The following is a 23,986-nucleotide window of genomic DNA, read 5'->3' as shown; positions in this document are numbered from 1 at the left end:
CTAGAAATCCACGTTTGCGATCCGCCACGCATCCAGCTGACCGTGTGATGCCTTCACGGCCGCATCGGCATCTCGCGCCAGGATCGCGTCAAGGATTGCCTTGTGATAGGGGAGTGCACGCTTCTGCCTTTCTGCGACTTCGTCATAGGCCGACATCGTGCGATTGGCATAGATTGCGACCGCGATGAGATCGATGAGCTGCGCATAGACCATGTTCTTCGTCGCCGCGAAGATCGCCGTGTGGAAGCGAAGGTCCGCGTCGGCATTGGCCTGCACATCGCCGATGGACGCGACCATGTCGTCATAGGCGGCGGCGATCGCGGCAAGGTCTTCCTTCGTGCCCCGCGCTGCGGCTCGCGCCGTCGCTTCCGGTTCAAGAACCCTGCGGAGGTCCTTGATTGATCTCATGATTTCGACAGACGGGCCTGTCTCGTAATACCAGACCATGACATCGGTATCCAGATGATGCCAGTAGGATCGCTCCCGCACGCGGGTGCCAACGCGCGTTTTGATCTCCACCAATCCCTTGCCGGCAAGGCATTTCATCGCCTCGCGAACGACCGTGCGGCTGATGGCGAATTGCTCGACCAGCTCCGGTTCGTTCGGCAGATTGGAGCCGACCGGATATTCACCCCCGACAATCCGCCGGCCGAGTTCATGTACGAAAAAGCCGAAAATGCCCCTGCGCGGGATAGTGCCGTATTTTCGCACGTAACCATCGAATGGCGACTGGGTGATGATCGATCGTGTTTCGAAGCCTGCGGTCTGTGCCGGCATCGCATCAAGGCCGTATTTCATGGCTCGTCCCCTTCGTTGTCGATCGAAAATCGTCGCGGGCGAAACTACGGCTCCTGATCGCTTTGCTCCACTTTCCCTCACGCCCATCCGGCGGATGAGCCCATCTGTCATAGTTTGTTCGCGTCGATTCGACTATTCGGCATTATATTATCAAATTCGACTTTAACACCTCAGATGAATCCAGCACATCCGTCAGTGGTTTGTCGCCATCGGCGTCCCTCAACGGGAAATTTCATCCCAAGAGGCTACTTTGTGCCCTTGCGCCGAGGCCTGACTCATTGTTTGTTGGCGTTGCGGCGCCTTGTCGTCTGTTCCCTGTGGGAATGGCAGGACGGCTGCCGCGCTTTGATCTTGATGTGATCCCGCCAAGATACCTCTCGACAGCTCCCGGAGCGCTTAGACCGCTTGAAACCCCACGTTCGGATTCGGAATAATCGCTGATGACTGACATGCCCGCACGCCGACCGGCAAATGCCGCACCGGCTACTACGTCCCGGTCGTTGCTGATCGCATTATTGGTCGCCGGCGCCTTCTTCATGGAAAACCTGGATGGGACTGTCATTGCCACTGCCTTGCCGCAGATGGCCGTCTCCTTCGGCGTCAGGCCCGTGGATCTCAATATCGGCATGAGCGCCTATTTGCTGACGCTTGCGATCTTCATTCCGATAAGCGGCTGGATCAGCGACCGGTTCGGTGCGCGTTCGGTCTTCGCTACAGCGGTTATCGTGTTCACGGTGGCCTCCGTTCTCTGCGGCTTCGCGAATGGCGTGGGCATGTTCGTCGCCATGCGTATCCTCCAGGGCGTCGGCGGGGCAATGATGGTACCGGTCGGGCGCCTCGTCGTCCTCAACAATACTCCGAAGGATCAGCTCATCTCGGCCATCGCCACGATCACATGGCCGGCGCTGGTTGCGCCGATCCTGGGGCCTCCGCTTGGCGGCTTCATCACCGACCATGCCACATGGCGGTGGATTTTTTTCCTCAACCTTCCGCTTGGGATATTGGCGTTCGTCTTCGCGATGATCCTCATTCCGAATATCATGCGCACAGATCGCCGGCCTTTCGACTGGACCGGCTTTGTTGTCAGCGGGCTGGGCCTCGCTGGCTTTATGTATGGTCTGGAATTGATCGGCAGGCCGGATCCTGTGTGGGTTGAGGCTGGAGGCTATCTCATTGTCGGAGCCGTCCTGCTCGCCGTAGCAACCGTTCATTTCATGCGCACCGAGCATCCGCTCGTGGAGCTTGTCGGCCTGAAGAAGAAGACATTCGCGGTCACCATCGCCGGCGGCTCGCTCTTCCGCATTGCGATCGGCGCAGTTCCTTTCCTGCTTCCCATTATGCTGCAGGTCGGCTTTGGCCTGACGGCCTTTCACGCCGGATTGCTGACCCTTGCGGTCTTTGCCGGCAATCTCGCGATGAAGCCGGGGACGACGCCAATCCTGAGGCGGTTTGGCTTCAAGCCCGTGCTGATAGTGAATGGCCTCATCAATGCAGTTCTGATCGCGGCCTGCGCATTGTTTTCGCCTGATACGCCGCTCTGGTTCATATTGCCCATTCTCTTCATCGGCGGCATGTGCCGTTCGATGCATTTCACAGCGCTGAACACCATCGCTTTTGCCGATATTCCTCCTCAGCAGATGACAGGTGCCAATACGCTTTTCAGCACAGCCTTTCAGCTCACCATGGGCATGGGCATTGCCGTCGGAGCCATCGGTATCCGGATAGGGCAGGTCGTCGCCGGTCAGATAGGTCTCGCCGGTGTGACCGGTATCGAATATCGACTGACATTTGTCATGCTGGGCTTGATCGCCCTTCTTGGCATTGTCGACTGCCTGTCGCTCGACCCGAAGGCAGGCGACAATGTCTCCCGCAAGCCCAAACCGGGTGCAAGGAAAGCTGCATAGGTTTCTGGAGATCACAGACCCGGCTTGCCGGACCTGACTGTTTTCGATGAGGAATTATATCTGCAGACGATGCTAGCGCAGAAGAAGTGCGGGTACGCCTAGTAGCAGCATCAATAGTATCACCACCGCCGTGGCACGAATCAGTCTTATCCGGCGTGTTCGCTGACCGGTCCAATCATAGGCCATCTACATATCTCATGTTTATCGCCAGGGTTAAATGTAACAGGCTCCCTGCCTGTCAATGGCGTTATACTTCGATATTCTTGCGCAAGGCTTTCCTAAATTAAATATTGGAAATTTATAAACGAGTGGTGAATCGCGTTCTCAATGCCCCGGCTCCGCGGTGACGTCGAACGCCTCGATCGGATAACGCGTTGCGACCTGTCCCTGCAAGGCACGAGGCGGCGTATGCCAGTCTCCATCTCGCCAGCGGACCTCATAGGAGACGATATCTCTTCCGGTTTCCGCCTGCCGTTTTCGGCTGACAAATCGTGTTTTCCATTGGGCGCTTTCAAGCGGGTCGGAAAGATCCGGTATCGCCTCCTCGCTGCCAACGACAAGTGACAGGGAAGCGCGCTGCTGACGAGGAACGTGGATTTCAAGCCATTTGAGAAGCCATAGCGTCATAAGGGTAATGGCTGTTGCGGCGATGCCGATGCCTCATTGCCCGCCCCCCAAGCAAAGGCCGATGGCAGTCGTGACCCAAAGCGTGGCCGCTATCGTGATGCCCGTCACCAGATTTCCGCGCCGGAGAATGGCACCGCCTCCGATGAAGCCGACACCGGTCAGAACGCCCAGCGGGAAGCGCAGCACATCCATAGAAGTGAAGGAGACAGGGCTCTTGCCCTCGGTGGAAAGCAGGAGATTTGCCTGTATCATCGTGATGCAGGCCGCAACACTGACGAGGATTGTCGTGCGCAAGCCGGCCGGGTGTCCGTCGACCTCCCTGTTAAGGCCAACAAATGCGCCCGCGATAACGGTCAGAAGCAACCGCAACGAAAGATCTTCCCATGTCGGATGAAGCGGCATGTATCTCTCCTCCCGCCTTCCATTGGCCCGTCTGACGTGAGCCTTATCGTCTGGGAGAGATAACTTGTCTGACGCGTCCGCCTTTCGATTGGCGTTGGGGTCGGAATCTCGCGATTTTCCGCAGGGAATAGGTCAGACAGCATTTTGCGGCCCCAGCCGGAGTTATATAACGGCAACGGAATATCCCTCGTCCCAAGGGTGGTAGCAGGTTGAAAAGCAGACGAAGATGCGTGCCGTTGTCGAAGCGCGCTCCACAGACGTCAAGCTGCAGATCGAGCTCGATCAATGGGACTGCATCGCTTCAGGAGGATCGGGCAGCCGCTGGCTGTCCGATTTTTTTTGACATGTCACGCCGCCTCCCGCATAGCCAATGGACGTTTGAGGCCGGGCAGGGTAGCTTGCCCGACCACATAAGGACCGGGGTGGAACTGTGGAAAAGGGGACGCAGGCGTGGAGCATAATGTAGCGCTTTTGGCGATTGTTGCCGGCGGCTTCGTTTTTGCTGCCATCTTTGGTTATCTTGCGGATCGTCTGCGCTTGCCGCCTCTCGTGGGATATCTCGTGGCCGGCGTGATGATCGGCAGCTCCACGCCGGGGTTTGTTGCTGACAGCGCCCTGGCTAGCCAGCTGGCCGAGATCGGCGTCATTCTCCTCATGTTTGGTGTCGGCCTCCATTTCTCGGCGGCAGATCTGCTGGCGGTTGGTGGCGTGGCGATCCCCGGCGCGATCCTCCAAATCGCCGTTGCTACGCTGCTTGGCATCGGCCTCACTGAACTATGGGGCTGGAGTATCGGCGCGGGACTGGTCTTTGGCCTCAGTCTTGCTGTCGCCAGTACGGTCGTTCTTCTCAAGGCGCTCGAGGAACGCAATCTGATCAACGCCTCGAGCGGCCGCGTCGCCGTCGGCTGGCTGATCGTCGAAGACCTGGCGATGGTGCTGGCCTTGGTCCTACTGCCGGCATTCGCGGGTGTTTTGGGCGGTCACGCCGAAGCGGAAGCCGGAGGCAATGCCGCGGTTGCGATCACGATCGCGATCACCTTGCTCAAGGTCGCGGCCTTTGCGGTCCTCGCAATCTTTCTGGGGCCAAAAGTCGTTCCCTGGATTTTGACGCGTGTCGCGCGGACCGGCTCACGCGAGTTGTTCACGCTCTCGGTTCTGGCGATCGCGCTCGGTATCGCCTTTGGCGCAGCCGAGATTTTCGGGGTGTCCTTTGCGCTCGGTGCGTTCTTTGCCGGCGTCGTCATGAGTGAATCGAACCTCAGCCATAGGGCGGCTGCCGATTCCCTGCCGTTGCAGAATGCCTTTTCCGTGCTCTTTTTTGTGTCCGTCGGCATGCTTTTCGACCCGTCGATCCTCGTGCGCGAGCCGTTGGCCGTGGTCGGGGCGCTTGCGCTCATCATCCTGGGCAAGTCTATCAGCGCGTTCATTCTGGTGCTGCTGCTGCGCTATCCGATGGGAATGGGCCTGATCGTCGGCGCCGGCCTGGCGCAAATAGGGGAATTTTCCTTCATCCTGGCCGGACTCGGTTCTTCGCTGGGCCTGTTGCCACAGGAGGGGCAGGACCTGATCCTGGCGGCGGCGATCCTGTCGATCACACTCAACCCGTTGGTCTTCATGGCGGCCGAGAAACTGCTGCCGGTCATGCCGGCGCTGCTTCCGTTCGTGCCAAGCGGTTACGGGAAGAGGAAGCGCGATATCCTAAGCAGGGAGTTGGAGAGAATAAGGGCGCAGCGTGACGAGCGCGACCGGCGGCACCAGCTGGAGATGGAGCACTTAGTCGAGACTTTCCCGATGTTTGCCGGCGTCGACGAGCATTCTCAGGAGGAGCTTCTGCTGCTCTTTCGCCCCAAATCCGCAGATCCCGGCGACCGGGTGATCAGGGTCGGCGATCGCGGCGACGGCATGTATTTCATCTCGTCCGGTGCGGTGCAGGTTCAGCTGGAGGACGACGAAATCGAGCTTGGCGCAGGCTCGTTCTTCGGCGAGATGGCCCTGCTCAGCGGTGCGCGGCGAACAGCGGATGTTGTCGCCGTGGATTTCTGCCAGTTCCTTGTTCTGGAGCGCCGCGATTTCAATATGTTCATGTCCCGCCATCCGCAACTGCGCGCCGCCGTCAGCACCATGGCCGAGCAGCGCAGGGAGAGGAACGCGTCGCGACAGCAACGGAGCCAATCCCTGGAAGCGAAGTGATCCGTACGGTTTACGTCAGTTCGAAGGGAGTGTTGGCGTATCTGGCTTCGTGGTCCCGCAGCCATCGCTTCCGCGCAATTCCGCCGGCATACCCGGTGAGATTTCCATTCGCTCCGATCAGCCGATGGCACGGGATAATGATGTTGAAGGGGTTGCTGCCGTTGGCATGACCGACGGCGCGCGCAGCATTCGGTTTGCCCAACTGAGCGGCCAGGCCTGAATAGCTCATGCTTGTCCCGGCGCGGATATCCCGCAGAGCCGCCCAGATCGACTGCTGGAAGGGCGTGCCGCCGGTGCGCAGCCGTATGGTCCGTAGCTGGTCGAGGTCTCCCATGAAATAGGCAGCCAATGCCTTCTCGATGCCCGCGGGAGCGGGGCCGGGCGAGAGAGTGTAACCCGACCTGCTAAACCGCCGTTCAAGGAGACGAAGCAGCCGCTGCTCGTGATCGGTAAAGTCGGCAGCGCAAAGATCGCCATTGCTATCGGTGGCAAGGATCAGGACGCCAAGAGGCGTTTCGACTGAACCCACCGACAGCATCAGGGATGCGCGATCGTTCAGTTGCGATAGCCTGTTGCGATCCGTCCGGATATCGAGCGTCTTCTGTTGTTCCATCGCGATCAAGCCTTTGTTTCCAATCTCCGCTGAGCCAGCAGGCTTCCCATGGGAGCATGCTGGCGGCCACCCGAAAAATGCTCGCGCCCAACCAATACGAAACACGAGACAATCAACGGGTGTTCCTGCTGTCTCAGACAGCGCTGAGCTGGATAGTCTCTGCAGAAAAGCGCGGGGATGATACCTCGACGGTGATTGGTCCCGGGTGCCCTGTCGTCTCCAGCCAGAAGCCGGTCGTGCCGCCCTGGAAGGCAAGTCCATCCGGACCGATGACCTTGGCCGGGCCGCTGACCCTAATTGTCGCCACATCGTTGAGGAAGGGCAAACGCAAGCCGACCTGATCAAGGGCACGGACGATAATGCGCGTGCTGTCGCGGCCGCTGGCCTGGATCGTCTTGCTGTCGGGGACGACCTCGAGCTTGGTTGGAAGCGGATCGGCAACCATCTGCAGTCTGGCTGCCTCCTTCCCACCGACAAAGCCGGTGAAATGCGCATCCTCCCATTGCATGCCCCAGACGCCGAGTTCGTCTTTGGTGAAATGGCGATGGTCGATGACGACGGGCGGATGCGGCAGATGAGGAAAATTTTCGCGGTCGGGCCCAACGCGTTTGACGATTGGCCCGTAGCGCAGCTCGATCTCGTCGCAGTTGGTCAGGACGATCAGCGGCAGCACGCCGCCGATGTTGCGCTCGCCACGCGCCCAGAAGGTCACCGGCTTCATGACGACCTCGTCGGACGGCTCGCACTGGCTTGAATAGACATAGGCCGCAAATTTTGGCTCGCGGAACATGTCCATCACGCCGTGATAGCAGATGCGGTCGCCGGAGCCGAAATCCTTGTGGGTGTTGTAGTCGAACATGCACCAGCCGATACATCCCGAAATCGAGGGATCGCCGTAGGCGGCGTTAAGGACTTCCAGATGGCGACGAACATGCTCGGCCTGCCGTTGTTCCTGATCATAGATCTTGGTCGGATACATATGCCCGCCGAATTCGGTGATCAGGTAGGGCACGGGCTTTGGCAGGCCTGTGCATTCCTGCTGCGGTCTCAGCGCCGTGCGTGGACGGTTCGCTCCGGGCAATTCCTCGTTGCCGAGGATGAAGTCGTTCATCGTGTAGACGTCTTCGAGGAATTCGCTTTCGGTGATGTAGCGCACGCCGCCGGTCTGGCGCGTCGGATCGAGTTCGCGCGCCAGGCGGTTGGTCTCGATATAAAAATCATGCGAATCCTGGGACTCGTTGATGCGCACGCCCCAGATGATGATCGACGGATGGTTCCAGTCGCGCTCGATCATGCGCCGGACGTTGCGCACGGCCTCCTGTTTCCATTCTTCGCCGCCAATATGCTGCCAGCCGGGGATTTCCTCGAAGACTAGCAGGCCAATGCGATCGCAATGGTCCAGAAACCACTTGGACTGCGGATAATGCGACGTGCGGACCGTGTTGCACTTCAACACGCTCTTCATGATCTCGGCGTCGCGCTCCTGTGCGGAGCGGCCCATGGCATAACCGACATAGGGGAAGGCCTGATGGCGGTTCAGGCCGCGGATCTTCAGCGGACGTCCGTTGAGCCGGAAGCCTTCTGCGGTGAATTCTGCCGTGCGGAAACCGAAATGTGAGGTGTAGCGATCGGTTCCTCGATCGCTTTCAAGCTCGACGCTCATCTTGTAAAGGACTGGGCTGTCGATATCCCAGAGCAAAACCTTGTCGAGATTGTCGAAGACCATACGCACACCCTCGCCAGACGTGTTGGCGGTCTGACTGGCGATCATTTTGCCGTCAGGTCCCGAAAGCGTTGCGGTCACGGCGCCGGAAAAGGTCAGTCCCTGCGGATTGGCGAAATCACACCGGACCGAGACCGACTTGCTGTCGCTGAGCACATTGGCGGTCTCGATCTTGATATTGGCAATCGAGACGGGCGCCGTGACCTTTAGCCAGACGTCGCGATAGATGCCGGCATAGGTGAGGTAGTCGATGCGTCCGCCGAAGGGTGGAATTTCCGGGTTCTCGCTGCCGTCGATCTTGACGGTGATCAGATTGGGGCCTTCGGTCAGGAGACCCGTCAGCCAGGCCTCGAAAGGCGTATAGCCGTCCTTGTGCGCAATGATTTCCTTGCCGTTCAGGTAGACGACGGAGTCTGCCATAGCAGCATCGAAGACCAGGGATACTTCCCGGCCGGCGAATTCCGGCTGCCAGTGCAGGATCCTCTGGTACGCGAAGGTGCGTTGATAGGAGGTCTCGTCGAAATAGTTGAAGGGAAGATCGACCGCATTATGCGGCAGGCTGACAGCCTTGCCATCGCGTCGCTCCGCGATCAGAGCGCTCTCGAAACCTTCGTGAAATTCCCATGAGTCATTGAAAGAGACAACAGAACGCATTTTCATTCCTATCTGTCCAAGCCCTGTCTGCACGGGCGAATGATTGCCTGCGGGAAAAGAAGCGATGAGGGGTGGCGCGTCGCAACCAGCCTCCCCAGCCGACACCGCCATGAATCCGGTTACTCTGCTTTTGCCTGCTTGCAAACCACCGAGTCTTCAAATTGCCGCATCGTGGCAAAAATGCCCGGGGTGTTGCAGCGAAATAGCCTTGCTGGGCTCAGTCGAGCGAGCTAGGTTTCCTCGAAAGGCGCTCCTTGAGGAGACAAGGCGGATGAAGATCAGCGCGCGCAACCGGCTGAAAGGCAAGGTAACTGATATCGTCAAGGGCGCGACGACAGCGCATGTCCGCATCGACATTGGTAACGGCACGATCGTGACCGCCTCGATTACCAATGAAGCGGTTGACGAGCTCGCGCTGACGGTCGGCGGCGAAGCTTATGCGGTCGTCAAGGCATCCGATGTGATGGTGGCAATCGACTGATTTATTTCAGCTTTTCTGGCAGCAATGGGCGGAGCCCGCATCGCCGGTCTGGAAATCGCCGGGCTGCGGCGGAGCGATCGGCTTGAAGAGCGTTCGGTCCGGCTTCAGGTCAATCAGTGGCGCCCCGTCGAGGCAATCAAGCCCGCGCACCAATAGCGTTGCGCCTTCGACCGCCTCGAGTTTGACGATGGAGGTGCCGATCGGGTTCGGGCGCACCGGCGAACGCAGCGAGAAGGTGCCGTGGACCTTTCCGTTGCGCGCCGGACTCTGCAGGACGAGGTCGCGGCGCGAGCGGTCGAGCCAGTATAGGATTTCAAGCCTCTCGAATGCCTCGACGCCGGTCAGAGCCAATGACCATGGTTCGAAAATCTCGATGCGACAGATCGGGCCGTCATGGCGGCCTTGGCGAGGGCAGTCCAGCCGCGAGGTCCAGGGTGTGGATATGCGGCCAATGAAGACCAGACCGGCATCGGTTGCGTCAGGAAGATCAACCGCGACCTCGTTTTCACGAATTTCACTTTCGCGCACCATCGGCTTGCTGCTCCCTATGAGACCCCGAGATATTTATTCAGATATATCCCTATAAGGCAATGAACGACGTCCGCCGATCTGAAAGCGCTTGCATCACCGCTAAAAACATACAATATACATACATTCAGTATTGAGATGGCAGGATATGGCGGACGATCAGACAACAGTACTTTGGATTCCCACGATCAATAGGGCAGCCGGTCCGCTTTATCTCGCCATTGCCGATGCGCTCCAGGCCGATATCCGCTCCGGTCGTCTTGCGGCGGGAGTGCGCCTGCCACCCCAGCGGGCCCTTGCGGAAGCCTTGGGGATCGATTTCACCACAGTGACGCGTGCCTACGCGGAGGCCCGCAAGCGCGGTCTCGTGGAAGGCAAGGTGGGGCAGGGAACCTATATACGCCAGCTTCGCGCCATGCCCGCACGGTCGAGTTCCGCTCCTTCCGGCCTTGTGGATATGAGCATGAACCTGCCGCCGCGTTTCGACGACCCGGCGCTGACGGCGCGAATGTGGGGAGGCATTGCCGAACTTGAGGCGGAGGAGGGCCTTGATCTCCTTTTGCGCTATCAGCAGCCGGGCGGAGCCGAACGCGACCGCGCCGCCGGGGCAGCCTGGCTTTCGGGTCGCTTGCCATCGATAGCGCCGGAGCGTCTGCTGATCTGCCCGGGTGCGCAGGGGGCGCTTCTGGCGGTAACAAGTATGCTTGCTGCGCCCGGCGACACCGTATGCGCTGAGACGCTGACCTATCCCGGCTTCCGCTCGGTGGCAGCCCATCTAAGACTTACCGTGGCTGGCATTGCGATCGACGATATGGGCTTGATTCCGGAGGCGTTTGAGGAAATCTGCCTGAGCCGGCGCCCTAAGTTGCTCTATTGCAATCCGACCCTCAACAATCCGACGACGATCACGCTATCGCTCGAACGCCGGCAGGCTCTGCTCGATATTGCCGTCCGCCATGATGTGGCTGTCATCGAGGATGACGCCTATGGGGCGCTGCCCTCGAACCCCGTTCCTCCGCTTGCTGCGCTGGCGCCCGCACAGGTCTATCATATCGCCGGGCTGGCAAAATGCCTGTCGCCGGCCCTGCGGATCGCCTATCTCGCGGTTCCCGATTTTCGGACCGCGACCCGGCTTTCCGGCGTCATTCGCGCAACAGCAGCCATGGCTTCGCCCCTGTCGGCGGCTATCGCCAGCCGATGGATCGAGGATGGAACAGCAGACGCGGTGTTGGCTGCTATCCGCGGGGAGAGTAAAATCAGGCAGATGGTGGCAGCGGAAATACTGCCCCAAGAGAGCTTGCTCGCTGATCCCGAAGGCTTTCATGCCTGGCTGCGTCTGCCCTCGGCATGGACCCGGGGGGATTTTTCCGCAAGGCTTCGTTCCGCGGGTATCGGCGTCGTTGCCAGCGACGCTTTTGCCATTGGTTCTGCACCGGAAGCGGTGAGGATCGGGCTTGGTGCGGTGCAGAATATCGATCATCTCCACCAAAGCCTGGGAATAGTCGCTGATCTTCTGGTACAATCGCCTGTCGCATCCGGACTCGTCGTCTAGGCCGGGCATACAATGTAGCTTTATATGCATACATTGATTGACAATGCATGCATACTAGAGCATACATAATCCCAACGGACGTTATTGCAGCGATAGCTGCTGCGCCCTGCTTCGCGACGACCCGCATGGGGCGCTTCGCCTGCGAGCCACAAAGGGACAAAACAATGTCATCCGACGACGCATGGCCCCCGCTTTCTCCTGTTCAAACCGGGCTTCGCTGCCGTTGCCCGCGCTGCGGCCAAGGACATCTTTTCAACGGCTTCCTCACGCTCCGGCCTTCCTGCGAGGTCTGCGGGCTTGATTACTCGTTCGCCGATCCCGCGGATGGACCGGCATTCTTCGTGATCTGCTTTGCCTGCATTCCGAGCGTGGCGCTCGCCGTCTGGATCGAAGTGGCGTTCAGTGCGCCCTATTGGGTGCATCTCTTCACGACGCTGCCTTTCATGCTTTTGACCTGCATTCCGCCACTGCGCCCGCTGAAAGGCTGGCTGGTCGCCAGCCAGTATTTCTACAAGGCGGAGGAAGGCAAGCTCGTTAGATCCGAGCAGGTTTCGAGCAACGATAACCTGCCCCATCCGCGATCCGTCTAAGGTCTGTGGGATTCATCTTGAATTGATGACGGCTGCGGCGAGATGAATGACAGCGCCACTTTGGCACCATCTATGCCGTGCGGATGGGAATGTCATGGCCGAAGTTATATTTGACGATGGTTTGAACACAAAACGGAGCTGCTGAAGCGGCAGTTTTGAGTTGGCGCTCCTCACGATGGATAGTGCCAAGTAATAGTATGGAAATATTCAAAATGATTGATTGGTTCCCTATAGTCGCCATTGTGTTCAAGGTTCTCGCATTAGGCACGGGCATGTTCTTCGCCATCAAGTGGCATTACGATCAAGGGAAGAAGGAAAGACGCGCGGTGCTACGCGCGGGCGCCAAGCTGGGCGCAGTCTTCGTGCTATCGCTCCTAGGCGTGGGGCTCGTCACCTTCTTCCTTAGCAGGATGCTCGGTTTGGACTTGGGCTTCTCATGATGGCATCTTAATGTCCTAGGGATCGGTTGGTCTGCCCAGACAATACAGCTCCATCTTCACCCATTGGGCGTCATTCAGAATAAAACGGTCCATCAGAAGTTTGAATCACATCTAATAAATGTGGTGAACCCCCGGACCTTAGGTCCACATTCGGTTTGGCATTCGCCTATCGTTCGCTATCGGCCGCCGATCTGTTCCGGACGGCCGCGTACATTCCCGTGGTTCGGAATTCCGTCGGGTTGATGCCGTAGACCCGACGGAAGACCTTCGAGAAATAGTTCGCATCCTCGAAACCGCAGAGAATGGCCACCTCCTTGACCGGCAGGAAGGCGGTGTTGGTCAGCAGTTTCGCCGCTCTTTCCAGGCGAAGCTGCAGGACGAATTCCGCTGGCGGCAGGCCTTCGCTTTCGCCGAAACGTCGGGAAAAATGCGCCCTGCTGAGGCCGAGAATGTCCGCAAGTTCGCCGACGGGCAGGGGCTTGTCGAGATTGGCATTGATATGGTCTATGACGGGCTGCATCGCGCTCTGCTCCTGGATAAAGGCGTGCGATCCGAATATGTCGTCATAGAGCGCCATGGCCGCCTCATAGGCGATGGCGGACGCACTTCCCGGTGAGTTCGCGCCTTTCACGAGACGAAGGCTGCAGTCGGCGAGATGGTCTATCGTCGGCTGCTGGAGCTTCAGGACCGGTCCCGCGACGGCGAGGATGGAACGATGTACCCGCAGCGCTTCCTCACCGTTCATCGAAATCCAGAAATATTCCCAGCGTTCATCCTTGCCGAGCCAGTAACGATGATTGTGCGGCACGAGTACGAGGAGCGTATCGCCCGCGCCAAGGCGATGGTTTCTGCCCTCATAGCGAAGCCGGCCGGTCCCGCTGATCGTATGCTGCAGAACTGTAAAGGGCGTCTGTCCGCGCTTGCGGCCGTCCCAGTCATAGGTCTCCCCCTGCCGGATCTCATAACCGGCGCTGGTCGGCATGGCGTGCAGCCTGTGGCGCCCACGCGGTAGGGAAACAGTCCGCATCGTCGGTCCATTGGCGATCAAATCCTGCAGCACAAAATTACCCTTGATAGCATAATAGTTCTCTGTTCGGCCTTTCGATTATAGGCATAATCGCCGGCGGAAGACAGCAGGTCACGCCGATGAGGAGCGGCGGGAGGAGACAAAAGCGGTCATTTGCCGGGATTTTCGCAGATTCCGGCCAGGTCGCTTATGTGATTTTCTTCCCGTTTCCCGATCCGTCGTGCGACTTTACCGAGGTCAGGATCATGAGTTTCAAAATCGCTATTATCGGTGCCGGCAGCGTCGGCTTCACCAAGAAACTATTCACGGACATCCTCTGTGTGCCCGAGTTTAAAGATATCGAGTTCGCGCTCACCGATCTCAGCGAACATAATCTCCAGATGATCAAGGCGATCCTCGACCGGATCGTGGAAGCCAACAAGCTGCCAACCAAAGTGACCGCGACGACGGACCGTCGAAAGGCGATCGAAGGCGCGCGTTACATCATCAGCTGTGTGCGGGTCGGCGGCCTGGAGGCGTATGCCGATGACATCCGCATCCCCCTCAAATACGGTATCGACCAATGCGTCGGCGACACGATCTGCGCCGGCGGTATCCTTTATGGCCAGCGCAACATCCCTGTGATCCTGGATTTCTGCAAGGACATCCGCGAGGTCGCAGAGCCCGGCGCCAAGTTCCTGAACTATGCCAACCCCATGGCCATGAACACCTGGGCAGCGATCGAATATGGCAAGGTGGACACCGTCGGTCTTTGCCATGGCGTCCAGCATGGTGCTGAACAGATTGCGGAGGTTCTCGGCGCCAAGTCGCGCACCAAGCTCGATTATATCTGCTCCGGCATCAACCATCAGACATGGTTCGTTGATCTGCGCCTGAACGGCCGCAAGATTGGCAAGGATGAACTGGTTGCGGCTTTCGAAGCGCATCCGGTCTATTCGCAGCAGGAGAAATTGCGGATCGACGTGCTCAAGCGCTTTGGCGTCTATTCGACCGAAAGCAACGGCCATCTGTCGGAGTATTTGCCCTGGTATCGCAAGCGGCCTGATGAAATCACCAAATGGATCGACATGTCGGACTGGATCCACGGTGAGACCGGCGGTTATCTCCGCCACTCGACGGAGACGCGCAACTGGTTCGAGACGGAATATCCGCAATTCCTCGAATCCGCTTCGAAACCGATCGATCCGTCCAAACGCTCGAATGAACATGCGAGCCATATCCTCGAAGCGCTGGAGACGAACCGGGTTTATCGCGGGCATTTCAACGTCAAGAACAATGGTGTCATCACCAATCTTCCGGGCGACGCGATCATTGAATCGCCCGGCTTTGTCGATCGCTTCGGCATCAACATGGTCGCCGGGATCACCTTGCCGGAGGCGTGTGCTGCAACCTGCATCGCCTCCATCAACGTCCAGCGCATGTCGGTCCATGCGGCAATCAGCGGTGATATCGACCTGCTGAAACTCGCCGTGCTGCACGATCCGCTGGTGGGCGCGGTGTCGACGCCCGAGGAAGTCTGGCAGATGGTCGACGAAATGGTCGTCGCCCAGGCTCACTGGCTGCCGCAATATGCGGACGCGGTCCCTGCAGCAAAGGAGCGGCTGTCGAAATCGAAGGTCAAAACCCGCGAATGGGCAGGTGCTGCCCGGCGCAACGTGCGCTCGATCGAGGAATTGAGAGCGGAAAAGGCGGCGCTGAAAGCGGCTGTCTGAGAATACGGGCGGGCCGGCCGCAGCATGTTTTCTGGAGGGAAAGCTGCTGCGGCTACCGGCTGCCTCTGTGAGTGGAGGAGCGGAGTGGTCTCTTGAAACGGGGCGCTCGCGACAGTGAGGGAGAGACAATGACGCATTTCCGACCGACCAGCATTCTCGCGGGACTGGCGCTTGCCACATCCGTCTTCGCGATGAACGCCCATGCATCCGATCCGACGACGCCCCCGGTTCCGCCGGTATTTCCGGCCGAAGGCAAGATCAAATACGTGGCCCGCGATTCCATCGAGGAATTCAAGGCACTTCCCGAATATCACGAGCCGGATTGGGTGACGGAGAAATTTGTCAAGACCGGCAAGCTGCCGCCGGTCAAGGACCGCCTGCCGAAGGAGCCTCTGGTCTTCAAGACCGGAAACATGCCCGACGGAACAGGTGTTTACGGCGATACGCTGCGCCATGTCATCGGCGGCAGGCCGGAGGGCTGGAATTACGGCGCCGGCCAGAGCCAGGGCTGGGGCGGCATCGATATCGGACTGTCGGAATGCCTAACGCGCACGGCGCCTCTTTTCCAGGTGGAAGCCAAGGATACCGAGCCTCTGCCGAACCTTGCAAAGAGCTGGGACTGGTCGCCTGATGGTCACAAGCTGACCATGCACCTGATTGAGGGCGCAAAGTGGTCGGACGGCTACCCCTTCAATGCCGACGACGTCATGTTCTATTGGGATGACGAGGTCGTCGATCCGAATGTTTCGCCGCTGAACGGCGCGACGCCGGAGACATTCGGTGTCGGCACGACGCTGAAGAAGATCGACGACTATACCGTCGAGTGGACCTTCAAGGATGCGTTTCCGAAGCAATATCTCTACGCCATGGCCTACGGCACCTTCTGCCCCGGACCTGCGCATATCCTGAAGCCGCAGCATCCGAAATATTCGAAGAACACCTACGAGCAGTTCAAGAACGCCTTCCCGCCGGAATATATGAACATGCCGGTCATGGGGGCGTGGGTGCCGGTCGAATATAGGCCCGACGATATTATCGTCATGCGCCGCAATCCCTATTATTGGAAGGTCGACGAGAAGGGCAATCAGCTGCCTTACCTCAACGAGCTTCACTACAAGCTCTCGACCTGGGCAGATCGTGACGTCCAGGCCGTCGCCGGCTCGGGCGATATCTCAAACCTGGAGCAGCCGGAGAATTTCGTCGCTTCGTTGAAGAAGGCGGCTCAGCCCGATGCGCCCGCCCGCCTCGCCTTCGGCCCGCGGCTTATCGGCTATAATCTGCGTATGAATTTCTCGGCCAATGGCTGGGGCAATCCCGACGAACGCAGCCAGGCGATCCGCGAACTGAACCGCAATGAGGATTTCCGCAAAGCCGTCACCATGGCGCTCGACCGCAAGGCAATCGGCGATTCCCTGGTCAAGGGACCGTTCACGGCAATCTACCCCGGCGGCCTGTCATCCGGCACGAGCTTCTACGACCGGAACTCAACCGTCTACTATCCGTTCGATCTGGCCGGCGCCAAGGCAGAGCTGGCGAAAGCGGGCCTGAAGGACACGGATGGCGACGGCTTCGTCAACTTCCCGGCTGGAACAGCCGGTGGCAAGGATGTCGAAGTCGTGTTGCTGGTGAACAACGATTACACGACAGACAAGACGCTGGCGGAAGGCGTCGTTGGCCAGATGGAAAAACTCGGCATACGCGTCGTCATCAATGCCCTGAGCGGCAACCAACGCGACGATGCGAACTATAGCGGGCGCTTCGACTGGATGGTCCAGCGTAATGCCACCGAGCTTTCGTCTGTCGTCCAGAATACCGAGCAGCTGGCTCCTATTGGCCCGCGTACGAGCTGGGATCATCGCGCGCCTGAAAACGGCCAGGTCGACCTCATGCCCTTCGAGAAGGATCTTGTCGACATCGTCAACAAGTTCACCTCGACCCAGGATAACGACAAGCGTGCCGAGCTAATGAAGCAGTTCCAGAAGGTATCGACGGAAAATGTCTACAATGTCGGTCTGACGGAATATCCGGGCGCGCTGATCATCAACAAGCGCTTCTCCAATATCCCGCAGGGAACGCCGATCTTCATGTTCAACTGGGCTGAAGACTCCATCATCCGCGAAAGGTTGTGGGTGGCGGCGGACAAACAGGGCAAATACGAACTCTTCCCCCAGCAGCTTCCAGGCAAGCCGGGTGCCTCAGGCCCGATCAACTAACCTCCCTGGGGAAATGGAGCCTCCGGTCGCACGTGGGTGCGGCCGGAAAAGGAAAAGCGGCAATGGTCTCCGAGATACACTTGGGTCAGCCGACAAGAGAGAAGAAGCGAGAACCGTCCGATGCTACGATTCCTGCTCGTCCGCATAGCCTCCGCAGTGCCCGTGCTGGTCATCCTCAGCCTGGTGACATTTGTGATCATCCACGCGCCACCCGGGGACTATGCCGACTATCTGCGCTCGCAACTTATCAATCAAGGCGGCGCATCTTTCGCGCAGGCAGATGCGCAGGCGCAGGCCTACCGGGTTGAACACGGCCTCGATAAGCCGCTGCCGATCCAATATGTGAACTGGATCGCCGGCATCGTTACTCGCGGCGATTTCGGCTACAGCATGTACTACAACAAGCCGGTCAGCGATGTGGTTGGGGAGCGCCTGCCGCGTACGCTTGCGCTTGCTCTGGTTTGCCACATCTTCGCGTCAATTCTCGGCATCACATTCGGCATATTGGCCGCGACGCGCCAGTATACCTGGGTGGACAGTCTTCTGTCGGGAATCTCGTTCCTCGGCATGACGGTGCCTCGCTTTCTGATGGCGCTGATCCTCGTCTATCTCCTGGTCTTCCAATTCAACGTCTCGCAGATCGGCAGCTTCTTCTCGCCTGAGTATGGCGGCGCGCCCTGGTCGTGGGCGAAGTTCGTCGATCTCGTCAGGCATGTCTGGCCGGTGGTCGCGATCGCCACATTCGGCGGGCTCGCCTACAATATGCGGGTCATGCGCGGCAATCTGCTCGATACACTGAATGCGCAATATGTCGAGACGGCGAGAGCAAAGGGGCTGAGCAGCGGCGCGGCTGTGCTTCGCCACGCCGTGCCGAACGCGCTTCATCCGCTCGTCATGTATCAGGGCGTTGTGCTGCCCTACATGCTGACCGGCGAAATCGAGACCGCGATCATATTTGCGCTACCGACGGCAGGACCTGCGATCGTCGGTTCCATGAATGTCGGCGACGTCTACGTTACCGCGACCTTTATGATGGTCCTCTCCGCCACCTTGATTGTCGGCAACATCATCGCCGACATGCTGCTTGCGCTGCTTGATCCGCGTGTGCGCCAACACGGAGGAGCTTTCTGATGCTGGCAGTCAGCGACACAATGCCGCCGACAGATGATCGGCTGAAGCCAAAAGCCGGGAACGAGAGCTATATCGCACTGGTCTGGCGCCGCCTGAGACGGTCCTGGACAGGCATGGGCGGGCTGGTTCTTGTGATCCTGCTGCTGTTGATGTCGATCTTTGCCGAATTCATCGCTCCGGTCGATCCGAAGGCGACCGATACCGGCTTCTCGCCTCCACAGGTGATGAGCTTCCACGACAAGGACGGCAATTTCGTCTTCCAGCCGCGTGTCTATGCGCTGGCGGATAGCGACCAGCTCGATCCTGTCACCTTCCAGCCCGTAGTCGGACCGGATTACGACCATCCCAATCTGCTCGGCTTCTTCGTCAAGGGAGCTGACTACAATCTCTTCGGCCTCATTCCCGGCGACCGCCATCTCTTCGGCTCGGTTGACGGCCAGCCGGTGCATTTCCTCGGCACGGACAAGTTCGGCCGCGACGTTCTCTCTCGCGCCATCTATGGCTCGCGCGTGTCCCTGATGATTGCGCTGACAGTCGTCTTCATCGTCACCGTCGTCGGAACCACGGTTGGTATGGTGTCGGGCTATTTCGGCGGCGCCTTCGATACCTGGGTGCAGCGGTTCGTGGAGCTTGTCCTCGCGTTTCCCCAGCTGCCACTCTATCTGGCGCTGACCTCGCTGATACCGGTCACCGCGCCGACGAACGTCTTCCTCGCCTTCGTCATCATAGTCATGTCGGCGCTCGGCTGGGCGCAGATGTCACGCGAAGTGCGCGGTAAGACGCTGGCGCTCGCACGCATCGACTATGTCAAGGCGGCGATGGCTGTCGGCGCCACCGACCGGCGCATCATCCTGCAGCACATTTTCCCGAACGTGATGAGCCATGTGATCGTGACCGTGACGCTGGCGATCCCGAGCGTGGTGCTATTGGAATCCTTCCTCGGCTTCCTTGGCTTTGCGGTCAAACCGCCGTTGATCTCCTGGGGCCTGATGCTGCAGGACACGTCCACCTATTCCGTCATCGGCTCCTATCCCTGGATATTGAGCCCCGTCGCCTTCGTTCTGATCACCGTCTTTGCGTTCAACGCGCTGGGCGACGGTCTGCGCGATGCCGTCGACCCCTATTGAGGTGATCCCGATGGCTCTCACGTCTACCAACCCCTTCGCACCGCCCGTCCGCCACGACCATGATAACAGCAAGTCTCGCCCGGTTATCGATGCCCGGAGCATTGCCGTCCAGTTCAAGGTCGAGGATGGTATGGTGGAAGCCGTCAAGGACGTCTCCTTCCAGCTCTACGCCGGTGAAACGATTGCCATTGTCGGAGAGTCCGGATCGGGCAAGTCGGTGACCGCACGGACGGTCATGGGCCTGCTCACCAAGCGCGCCGTCGTCGCCCGGCAGTCGACGGTCGATTATGCCGGCAAGAACGTGCTCAAGTTCTCTGAAAAGGCGCGCCGAAAACTCCGCGGCGATCGCATTTCGATGATCTTCCAGGAGCCGATGAGTTCGCTCAATCCGATCTACACGATCGGTAGCCAGATCGTCGAGGCAATCCGCGTCCACCGCCGCGTCTCGCGCGCCGAAGCCGAAAGGCGCGCGTTGCAATTGCTTGAGCAGGTACACATTCCCGATCCGGTGGCTCGACTAAAGCAATACCCGCATCAGCTCTCCGGCGGGCAGCGACAGCGCGTCATGATCGCGATGGCGCTTGCCAATGATCCGGATGTGCTGATCGCAGACGAGCCGACGACGGCGCTCGACGTGACAGTGCAAGCACAGATCCTGAACCTGATCCGCGAGCTGCAGCAGAGGCTCGGCATGGCGGTGATCCTGATCACCCATGACCTAACTGTGGTCCGACAGTTTTCCGACTATGTCTACGTCATGCAGCACGGAGAGGTGCGCGAGCACAATGTCACCGAGCGGCTGTTCAACCAGCCGCAGCATCCCTACACCCGCCATCTGCTTGCTTCTGAGCCGAAGGGGAGGGCTAATCCCCTGCCTGCCGGATCGGACGCCATTCTGGAAGCAAAAGCGGTGCGCGTCTCCTTCATGCTGCGCCACGGTACGCTCTTTAAGCCACAATTGCGGGAGCTGACCGCAGTAGACAGTCTCGACCTGACGCTTTGCCGGCACGAGACGCTGGGCCTTGTCGGCGAGTCCGGCTCCGGCAAGACGACCTTCGGCCAGGCGCTATTGCGGCTGATCAATGCCGACAGTGGCGAGATATATTTCGACCGTCAACCGATCCACGGTCGGTCGCGTTCGGAGATGCGGCCACTGCGCTCGCGTATGCAGGTCGTCTTCCAGGACCCGTTCTCGTCACTCAACCCGCGCATGACGGTCGGCCAGATCATTGAGGAGGGGCTGGTGGTCAACAACCTCGGCGCGACAAAGGCGGAGCGGATCGATCGTGTTCGCGAGGCGCTTATAGCGTCAGGCATGCCGGGCAATATCCTGTCGCGCTTTCCGCATGAATTCTCCGGCGGTCAACGCCAGCGCATCGCGATCGCCCGGGCCGTCGCGCTGGAGCCGGAATTCATTCTGCTCGACGAGCCGACCTCAGCCCTTGATCTCTCCGTCCAGGCGCAGATCATCGACCTGCTGCGTCGCCTGCAGGACGAACGCGGATTGAGCTACCTTTTCATTTCGCATGACCTGAAGGTGGTTCGGGCTCTATGCCACCGCGTCATCGTCATGCAGCAGGGCAGGATCGTCGAGCAAGGTCCCGTCGACGAAGTACTTTCTAATCCCAAGACCGCCTATACCGAACGGCTGGTCAAAGCCGCTTTCGAGATAGCCTGATAGATACGCCGGAGGTTTTAATGGCAACCAATCCCAAAATCACCTTTATCGGAGCCGGTTCGACCGTCTTCATGAAAAATATCCTCGGCGACGTGCTTCAGCGTCCTGCCTTGTCGGGGGCGAGGATCGCGCTGATGGACATCAACCCGCAACGTCTCGAAGAGAGCGCGATTGTCGTCAGCAAGCTGATTTCGACCCTAAATGCCACCGCAACGGTCGAAACCTTTACGGATCAGCGCAAGGCGCTCGACAAGGCCGATTTCGTGGTCGTCGCCTTCCAGGTCGGCGGCTATGAGCCGTGCACGGTCACCGATTTCGAAGTGCCGAAGAAATATGGGCTGCGCCAGACGATCGCCGATACACTCGGCGTCGGCGGCATCATGCGCGGGCTTAGAACCGTGCCGCATCTCTGGAAGATCTGCGAGGATATGCTCGCCGTCTGCCCTGATGCAATCATGCTGCAATATGTGAACCCGATGGCGATCAACACCTGGGCGATCGCGGAAAAATATCCCACGATCAAGCAGGTCGGCCTCTGCCATTCCGTGCAGGGCACGGCCATGGAACTCGCCCACGATCTTGATATTCCCTATGAGGAAATCCGCTATCGCTCGGCCGGCATCAACCACATGGCGTTCTACCTGAAGTTCGAGCACCGGCAGCCGGATGGTTCCTATCGTGATCTCTATCCGGATCTCGTACGCGGCTATCGCGAGGGCAGGGCGCCAAAGCCCGGCTGGAACCCGCGCTGCCCGAACAAGGTGCGCTATGAGATGCTGACGCGGCTCGGCTATTTCGTGACCGAAAGCTCGGAGCACTTCGCCGAATACACGCCCTATTTCATCAAGGAAGGGCGCGAGGATCTGATCGAAAAATTCGGCATTCCGCTGGACGAATATCCAAAGCGCTGCATCGAGCAGATCGCCCGCTGGAAGAACCAGGCCGAGGAATATCGCAGCGCAAAGACGATCGAGGTGAAACAGTCGAAGGAATATGCATCCTCGATCATCAACTCGGTCTGGACTGGCGAGCCATCCGTTATTTACGGCAATGTCCGCAATAACGGCTGTATCACCTCCCTGCCTTACAATTGCGCCGCAGAGGTTCCGTGCCTGGTCGACGCCTCCGGAATCCAGCCGACCTTCATCGGCGATTTGCCGCCGCAGCTGACCGCCCTGATCCGCACCAACATCAACGTCCAGGAACTGACCGTCCAGGCGCTGATGATGGAGAACCGCGAGCACATCTATCACGCCGCCATGATGGACCCGCACACCGCGGCCGAACTGGCCCTCGATCAGATCTGGTCACTGGTCGACGATCTGCTGGTCGCCCACGGAGAATGGCTGCCTGCATGGGCACGGCTCGATCGCAAGACTGCCGCTTAAGCGCATCTCTCCCCACATAACGGCAGAATAACCCCGCAGCCTGGCTGCGGGGTTTCTTTGTGTTGGTCGACAAACGGGCAGCGCGGAATTGAGCAGTCGGTTCACTTAAGGAACGGTTTTAGAATTACGCATTGAAAACAAATGATTTTTTCTCGTACATACCCGCGCTTATGGCACAATAGCCCAATCAGGTCGGTCGCGCTTCGAGCGTAGATACTAGATAAATACGCATAAAATAGCCCCGGCGTTTGACGCCAGGGCAAATTGGACCCGGTTGTTGCCGGAGCTTTACGGATTTTCGAGGCGGTAAGCTTTGACTTCTGCTCTTCGATAAAACGTGAGGGCGCGACGATGGCGTGATGCCCACACGGGGTAAATATTCGCCTTTTTCAGTGCCCGACGTAGCTGCCAGGGAAACATCCAACCGTCCGCCAGTTCCGCCAGACTGGCGTGTTCGCGGAAAAAGGAATCAAATGATTCCTTCGTGACTACGTCGCGCATCGAGTTATTTCCACTAAGGTCACGTTCGACCTTGAAGAAGCCGCTGTACATAAGTGCCTTTGCTCCAGCGTATTCGTTACACAGCCTTGCTAAAATGAACCAATGTCAAGCCGCGGGAAGGTCGGGGAAAGATCGCCTTGACATCGGCGGAATCGACCAGAATTCTGGCGAGGCCAACTTTGGAAGGATCCATGGAAACGTATCGCGTCACAATGCGGCCATCGATGAGAGCTCGGATGATATCCGCGATCTGACAGCGCGCCTTGGCCCTGGCATTTTCGAGCGAGACAATGTTGTCGTCTTCCTCCCGCGTTTCGGCCTTGCCGATCAAGTTTCTGAGCAAGGCATCGACAGACGCTCTAGTGAACTTGGCTCTCATGCCCTTTGCAACGCCAAAGGCTGGATGTAGGACCCCGCTCGCGACGCTCCTCAGTGCGGTTCCTTTGCTCACACCGAGGATCGGCAAAATTGCCTGGAAGTCGAGTCGGGCGCGGTGATCAGATACTGCGCGTTCGATATCCGCCACGCTGCAGACGACTTTGTTATCCGGCGTTTTTTCATCGTCTTTTCCGACGATTCCGCGCTCCATCATGATCTTGCGGAGTACCCCGGGATCGTGCCCCAGGAGATGGTGTAACTGGCGGGAGATAGCAAAGCCGAGTGCCCGCGCGCTTCTCGTTGCGCTGTAGCGGGTGATCGGCTTTGCG

The 23,986-nt window shown here is 58.9% G+C and carries 21 protein-coding genes; 12 read left to right on the top strand and 9 right to left on the bottom strand.

Annotated features, from left to right (window positions below; all coding sequences use genetic code 11):
• A complete protein-coding gene (locus tag EV561_RS26820; RefSeq protein WP_132526244.1) occupies nucleotides 1–798 on the bottom strand; it encodes a FadR/GntR family transcriptional regulator in 798 nt (265 codons plus the stop codon).
• 440 nt (nucleotides 799–1,238) lie between these two features.
• Between EV561_RS26820 and EV561_RS26815 the strand changes: the two genes are divergently transcribed.
• Nucleotides 1,239–2,702, top strand: coding sequence for a DHA2 family efflux MFS transporter permease subunit (locus EV561_RS26815; RefSeq protein ID WP_245512959.1), 1,464 nt, complete (start codon nucleotides 1,239–1,241; stop codon nucleotides 2,700–2,702).
• 324 nt (nucleotides 2,703–3,026) lie between these two features.
• Here EV561_RS26815 and EV561_RS37990 read toward each other — a convergent pair whose 3' ends face one another.
• Both EV561_RS37990 and EV561_RS37985 read right to left on the bottom strand, forming a co-directional pair.
• A complete protein-coding gene (locus tag EV561_RS37990; protein ID WP_245512957.1) occupies nucleotides 3,027–3,329 on the bottom strand; it encodes a hypothetical protein in 303 nt (100 codons plus the stop codon).
• A gap of 33 nt (nucleotides 3,330–3,362) precedes the next feature.
• The gene (locus EV561_RS37985) at nucleotides 3,363–3,731 is read right to left on the bottom strand and encodes an MgtC/SapB family protein (protein ID WP_245512955.1); all 369 of its coding nucleotides are present in this window, start codon (nucleotides 3,729–3,731) and stop codon (nucleotides 3,363–3,365) included.
• A gap of 450 nt (nucleotides 3,732–4,181) precedes the next feature.
• Here EV561_RS37985 and EV561_RS26805 point away from each other — a divergent pair, with 450 nt between their 5' ends.
• The gene (locus tag EV561_RS26805; protein ID WP_132526242.1) at nucleotides 4,182–5,921 is read left to right on the top strand and encodes a cation:proton antiporter; all 1,740 of its coding nucleotides are present in this window, start codon (nucleotides 4,182–4,184) and stop codon (nucleotides 5,919–5,921) included.
• Between the two features lie 10 nt (nucleotides 5,922–5,931).
• Here EV561_RS26805 and EV561_RS26800 read toward each other — a convergent pair whose 3' ends face one another.
• Nucleotides 5,932–6,534: a methylated-DNA--[protein]-cysteine S-methyltransferase gene (locus tag EV561_RS26800; RefSeq protein WP_348633755.1), complete on the bottom strand. Its 603-nt coding sequence runs from the start codon at nucleotides 6,532–6,534 to the stop codon at nucleotides 5,932–5,934.
• A 133-nt stretch (nucleotides 6,535–6,667) separates the two neighbouring features.
• The gene (locus tag EV561_RS26795) at nucleotides 6,668–8,911 is read right to left on the bottom strand and encodes a glycoside hydrolase family 2 TIM barrel-domain containing protein (protein WP_132526240.1); all 2,244 of its coding nucleotides are present in this window, start codon (nucleotides 8,909–8,911) and stop codon (nucleotides 6,668–6,670) included.
• A gap of 271 nt (nucleotides 8,912–9,182) precedes the next feature.
• Between EV561_RS26795 and EV561_RS26790 the strand changes: the two genes are divergently transcribed.
• Nucleotides 9,183–9,392, top strand: coding sequence for a molybdopterin-binding protein (locus tag EV561_RS26790; RefSeq protein ID WP_132526238.1), 210 nt, complete (start codon nucleotides 9,183–9,185; stop codon nucleotides 9,390–9,392).
• A gap of 6 nt (nucleotides 9,393–9,398) precedes the next feature.
• On the opposite strand, the gene tsaA is transcribed toward EV561_RS26790, so the two are convergent.
• Nucleotides 9,399–9,923: a tRNA (N6-threonylcarbamoyladenosine(37)-N6)-methyltransferase TrmO gene (tsaA, locus tag EV561_RS26785; RefSeq protein ID WP_132526236.1), complete on the bottom strand. Its 525-nt coding sequence runs from the start codon at nucleotides 9,921–9,923 to the stop codon at nucleotides 9,399–9,401.
• A gap of 145 nt (nucleotides 9,924–10,068) precedes the next feature.
• Here tsaA and EV561_RS26780 point away from each other — a divergent pair, with 145 nt between their 5' ends.
• From EV561_RS26780 to EV561_RS26770, 3 genes are all read left to right on the top strand, one after another.
• Nucleotides 10,069–11,472: a PLP-dependent aminotransferase family protein gene (locus EV561_RS26780; RefSeq protein ID WP_132526234.1), complete on the top strand. Its 1,404-nt coding sequence runs from the start codon at nucleotides 10,069–10,071 to the stop codon at nucleotides 11,470–11,472.
• Nucleotides 11,473–11,636: 164 nt separating this feature from the next.
• Nucleotides 11,637–12,062: a DUF983 domain-containing protein gene (locus tag EV561_RS26775; RefSeq protein ID WP_132526232.1), complete on the top strand. Its 426-nt coding sequence runs from the start codon at nucleotides 11,637–11,639 to the stop codon at nucleotides 12,060–12,062.
• Nucleotides 12,063–12,274: 212 nt separating this feature from the next.
• Nucleotides 12,275–12,502 (top strand): hypothetical protein, encoded by a 228-nt coding sequence (locus EV561_RS26770; protein ID WP_132526230.1) that lies wholly within the window; start codon nucleotides 12,275–12,277, stop codon nucleotides 12,500–12,502.
• Between the two features lie 166 nt (nucleotides 12,503–12,668).
• On the opposite strand, the gene EV561_RS26765 is transcribed toward EV561_RS26770, so the two are convergent.
• Entirely contained in the window at nucleotides 12,669–13,529 is an 861-nt protein-coding gene (locus tag EV561_RS26765; protein WP_348633756.1) for an AraC family transcriptional regulator, read from the bottom strand.
• Nucleotides 13,530–13,774: 245 nt separating this feature from the next.
• On the opposite strand from EV561_RS26765, the gene EV561_RS26760 reads away from it, so the two are divergent.
• The 6 genes from EV561_RS26760 to EV561_RS26735 all read left to right on the top strand — a co-directional run bounded on the left by EV561_RS26760 (nucleotide 13,775) and on the right by EV561_RS26735 (nucleotide 22,778).
• Complete coding sequence (locus EV561_RS26760) at nucleotides 13,775–15,241, top strand: alpha-glucosidase/alpha-galactosidase (protein WP_132526226.1); 1,467 nt, start codon at nucleotides 13,775–13,777, stop codon at nucleotides 15,239–15,241.
• A gap of 128 nt (nucleotides 15,242–15,369) precedes the next feature.
• Complete coding sequence (locus tag EV561_RS26755) at nucleotides 15,370–17,454, top strand: ABC transporter substrate-binding protein (RefSeq protein ID WP_132526224.1); 2,085 nt, start codon at nucleotides 15,370–15,372, stop codon at nucleotides 17,452–17,454.
• Nucleotides 17,455–17,574: 120 nt separating this feature from the next.
• A complete protein-coding gene (locus tag EV561_RS26750) occupies nucleotides 17,575–18,585 on the top strand; it encodes an ABC transporter permease (RefSeq protein ID WP_132526222.1) in 1,011 nt (336 codons plus the stop codon).
• A complete protein-coding gene (locus EV561_RS26745; RefSeq protein ID WP_132526220.1) occupies nucleotides 18,585–19,712 on the top strand; it encodes an ABC transporter permease in 1,128 nt (375 codons plus the stop codon). Before EV561_RS26750 ends, EV561_RS26745 begins: the two co-directional genes overlap by 1 nt.
• 10 nt (nucleotides 19,713–19,722) lie before the next feature.
• Entirely contained in the window at nucleotides 19,723–21,390 is a 1,668-nt protein-coding gene (locus tag EV561_RS26740; RefSeq protein ID WP_132526218.1) for an ABC transporter ATP-binding protein, read from the top strand.
• A 20-nt stretch (nucleotides 21,391–21,410) separates the two neighbouring features.
• A complete protein-coding gene (locus EV561_RS26735; protein ID WP_132526216.1) occupies nucleotides 21,411–22,778 on the top strand; it encodes an alpha-glucosidase/alpha-galactosidase in 1,368 nt (455 codons plus the stop codon).
• A gap of 288 nt (nucleotides 22,779–23,066) precedes the next feature.
• Here the strand turns inward: EV561_RS26735 and EV561_RS26730 are convergent, their stop codons facing one another.
• Together EV561_RS26730 and EV561_RS37310 are read right to left on the bottom strand one after the other, a co-directional pair.
• On the bottom strand, nucleotides 23,067–23,279 hold the full coding sequence (locus tag EV561_RS26730; protein ID WP_132526214.1) for a hypothetical protein: 213 nt from the start codon (nucleotides 23,277–23,279) through the stop codon (nucleotides 23,067–23,069).
• Nucleotides 23,280–23,355: 76 nt separating this feature from the next.
• The coding region (locus tag EV561_RS37310) for a hypothetical protein (protein WP_165927924.1) at nucleotides 23,356–23,986 on the bottom strand (631 nt) is incomplete at its 5' end.

Origin of the sequence: Rhizobium sp. BK376 (assembly GCF_004341625.1) — a bacterium.
Classification (GTDB): Bacteria; Pseudomonadota; Alphaproteobacteria; order Rhizobiales; family Rhizobiaceae; genus Rhizobium.
This window is presented reverse-complemented; position numbering and strand designations above follow the sequence as displayed.

Coding starts and splice junctions, on each gene's coding strand:
- EV561_RS26820 (WP_132526244.1), bottom strand. CDS start 798: ATGAAATACGGCCTTGATGCGATGCCGGCACAGACCGCAGGCTTCGAA.
- EV561_RS26815 (WP_245512959.1), top strand. CDS start 1,239: ATGACTGACATGCCCGCACGCCGACCGGCAAATGCCGCACCGGCTACT.
- EV561_RS37990 (WP_245512957.1), bottom strand. CDS start 3,329: ATGACGCTATGGCTTCTCAAATGGCTTGAAATCCACGTTCCTCGTCAG.
- EV561_RS37985 (WP_245512955.1), bottom strand. CDS start 3,731: ATGCCGCTTCATCCGACATGGGAAGATCTTTCGTTGCGGTTGCTTCTG.
- EV561_RS26800 (WP_348633755.1), bottom strand. CDS start 6,534: ATGGAACAACAGAAGACGCTCGATATCCGGACGGATCGCAACAGGCTA.
- EV561_RS26795 (WP_132526240.1), bottom strand. CDS start 8,911: ATGCGTTCTGTTGTCTCTTTCAATGACTCATGGGAATTTCACGAAGGT.
- EV561_RS26790 (WP_132526238.1), top strand. CDS start 9,183: ATGAAGATCAGCGCGCGCAACCGGCTGAAAGGCAAGGTAACTGATATC.
- tsaA (WP_132526236.1), bottom strand. CDS start 9,923: ATGGTGCGCGAAAGTGAAATTCGTGAAAACGAGGTCGCGGTTGATCTT.
- EV561_RS26780 (WP_132526234.1), top strand. CDS start 10,069: ATGGCGGACGATCAGACAACAGTACTTTGGATTCCCACGATCAATAGG.
- EV561_RS26775 (WP_132526232.1), top strand. CDS start 11,637: ATGTCATCCGACGACGCATGGCCCCCGCTTTCTCCTGTTCAAACCGGG.
- EV561_RS26770 (WP_132526230.1), top strand. CDS start 12,275: ATGATTGATTGGTTCCCTATAGTCGCCATTGTGTTCAAGGTTCTCGCA.
- EV561_RS26765 (WP_348633756.1), bottom strand. CDS start 13,529: ATGCGGACTGTTTCCCTACCGCGTGGGCGCCACAGGCTGCACGCCATG.
- EV561_RS26760 (WP_132526226.1), top strand. CDS start 13,775: ATGAGTTTCAAAATCGCTATTATCGGTGCCGGCAGCGTCGGCTTCACC.
- EV561_RS26755 (WP_132526224.1), top strand. CDS start 15,370: ATGACGCATTTCCGACCGACCAGCATTCTCGCGGGACTGGCGCTTGCC.
- EV561_RS26750 (WP_132526222.1), top strand. CDS start 17,575: ATGCTACGATTCCTGCTCGTCCGCATAGCCTCCGCAGTGCCCGTGCTG.
- EV561_RS26745 (WP_132526220.1), top strand. CDS start 18,585: ATGCTGGCAGTCAGCGACACAATGCCGCCGACAGATGATCGGCTGAAG.
- EV561_RS26740 (WP_132526218.1), top strand. CDS start 19,723: ATGGCTCTCACGTCTACCAACCCCTTCGCACCGCCCGTCCGCCACGAC.
- EV561_RS26735 (WP_132526216.1), top strand. CDS start 21,411: ATGGCAACCAATCCCAAAATCACCTTTATCGGAGCCGGTTCGACCGTC.
- EV561_RS26730 (WP_132526214.1), bottom strand. CDS start 23,279: ATGCGCGACGTAGTCACGAAGGAATCATTTGATTCCTTTTTCCGCGAA.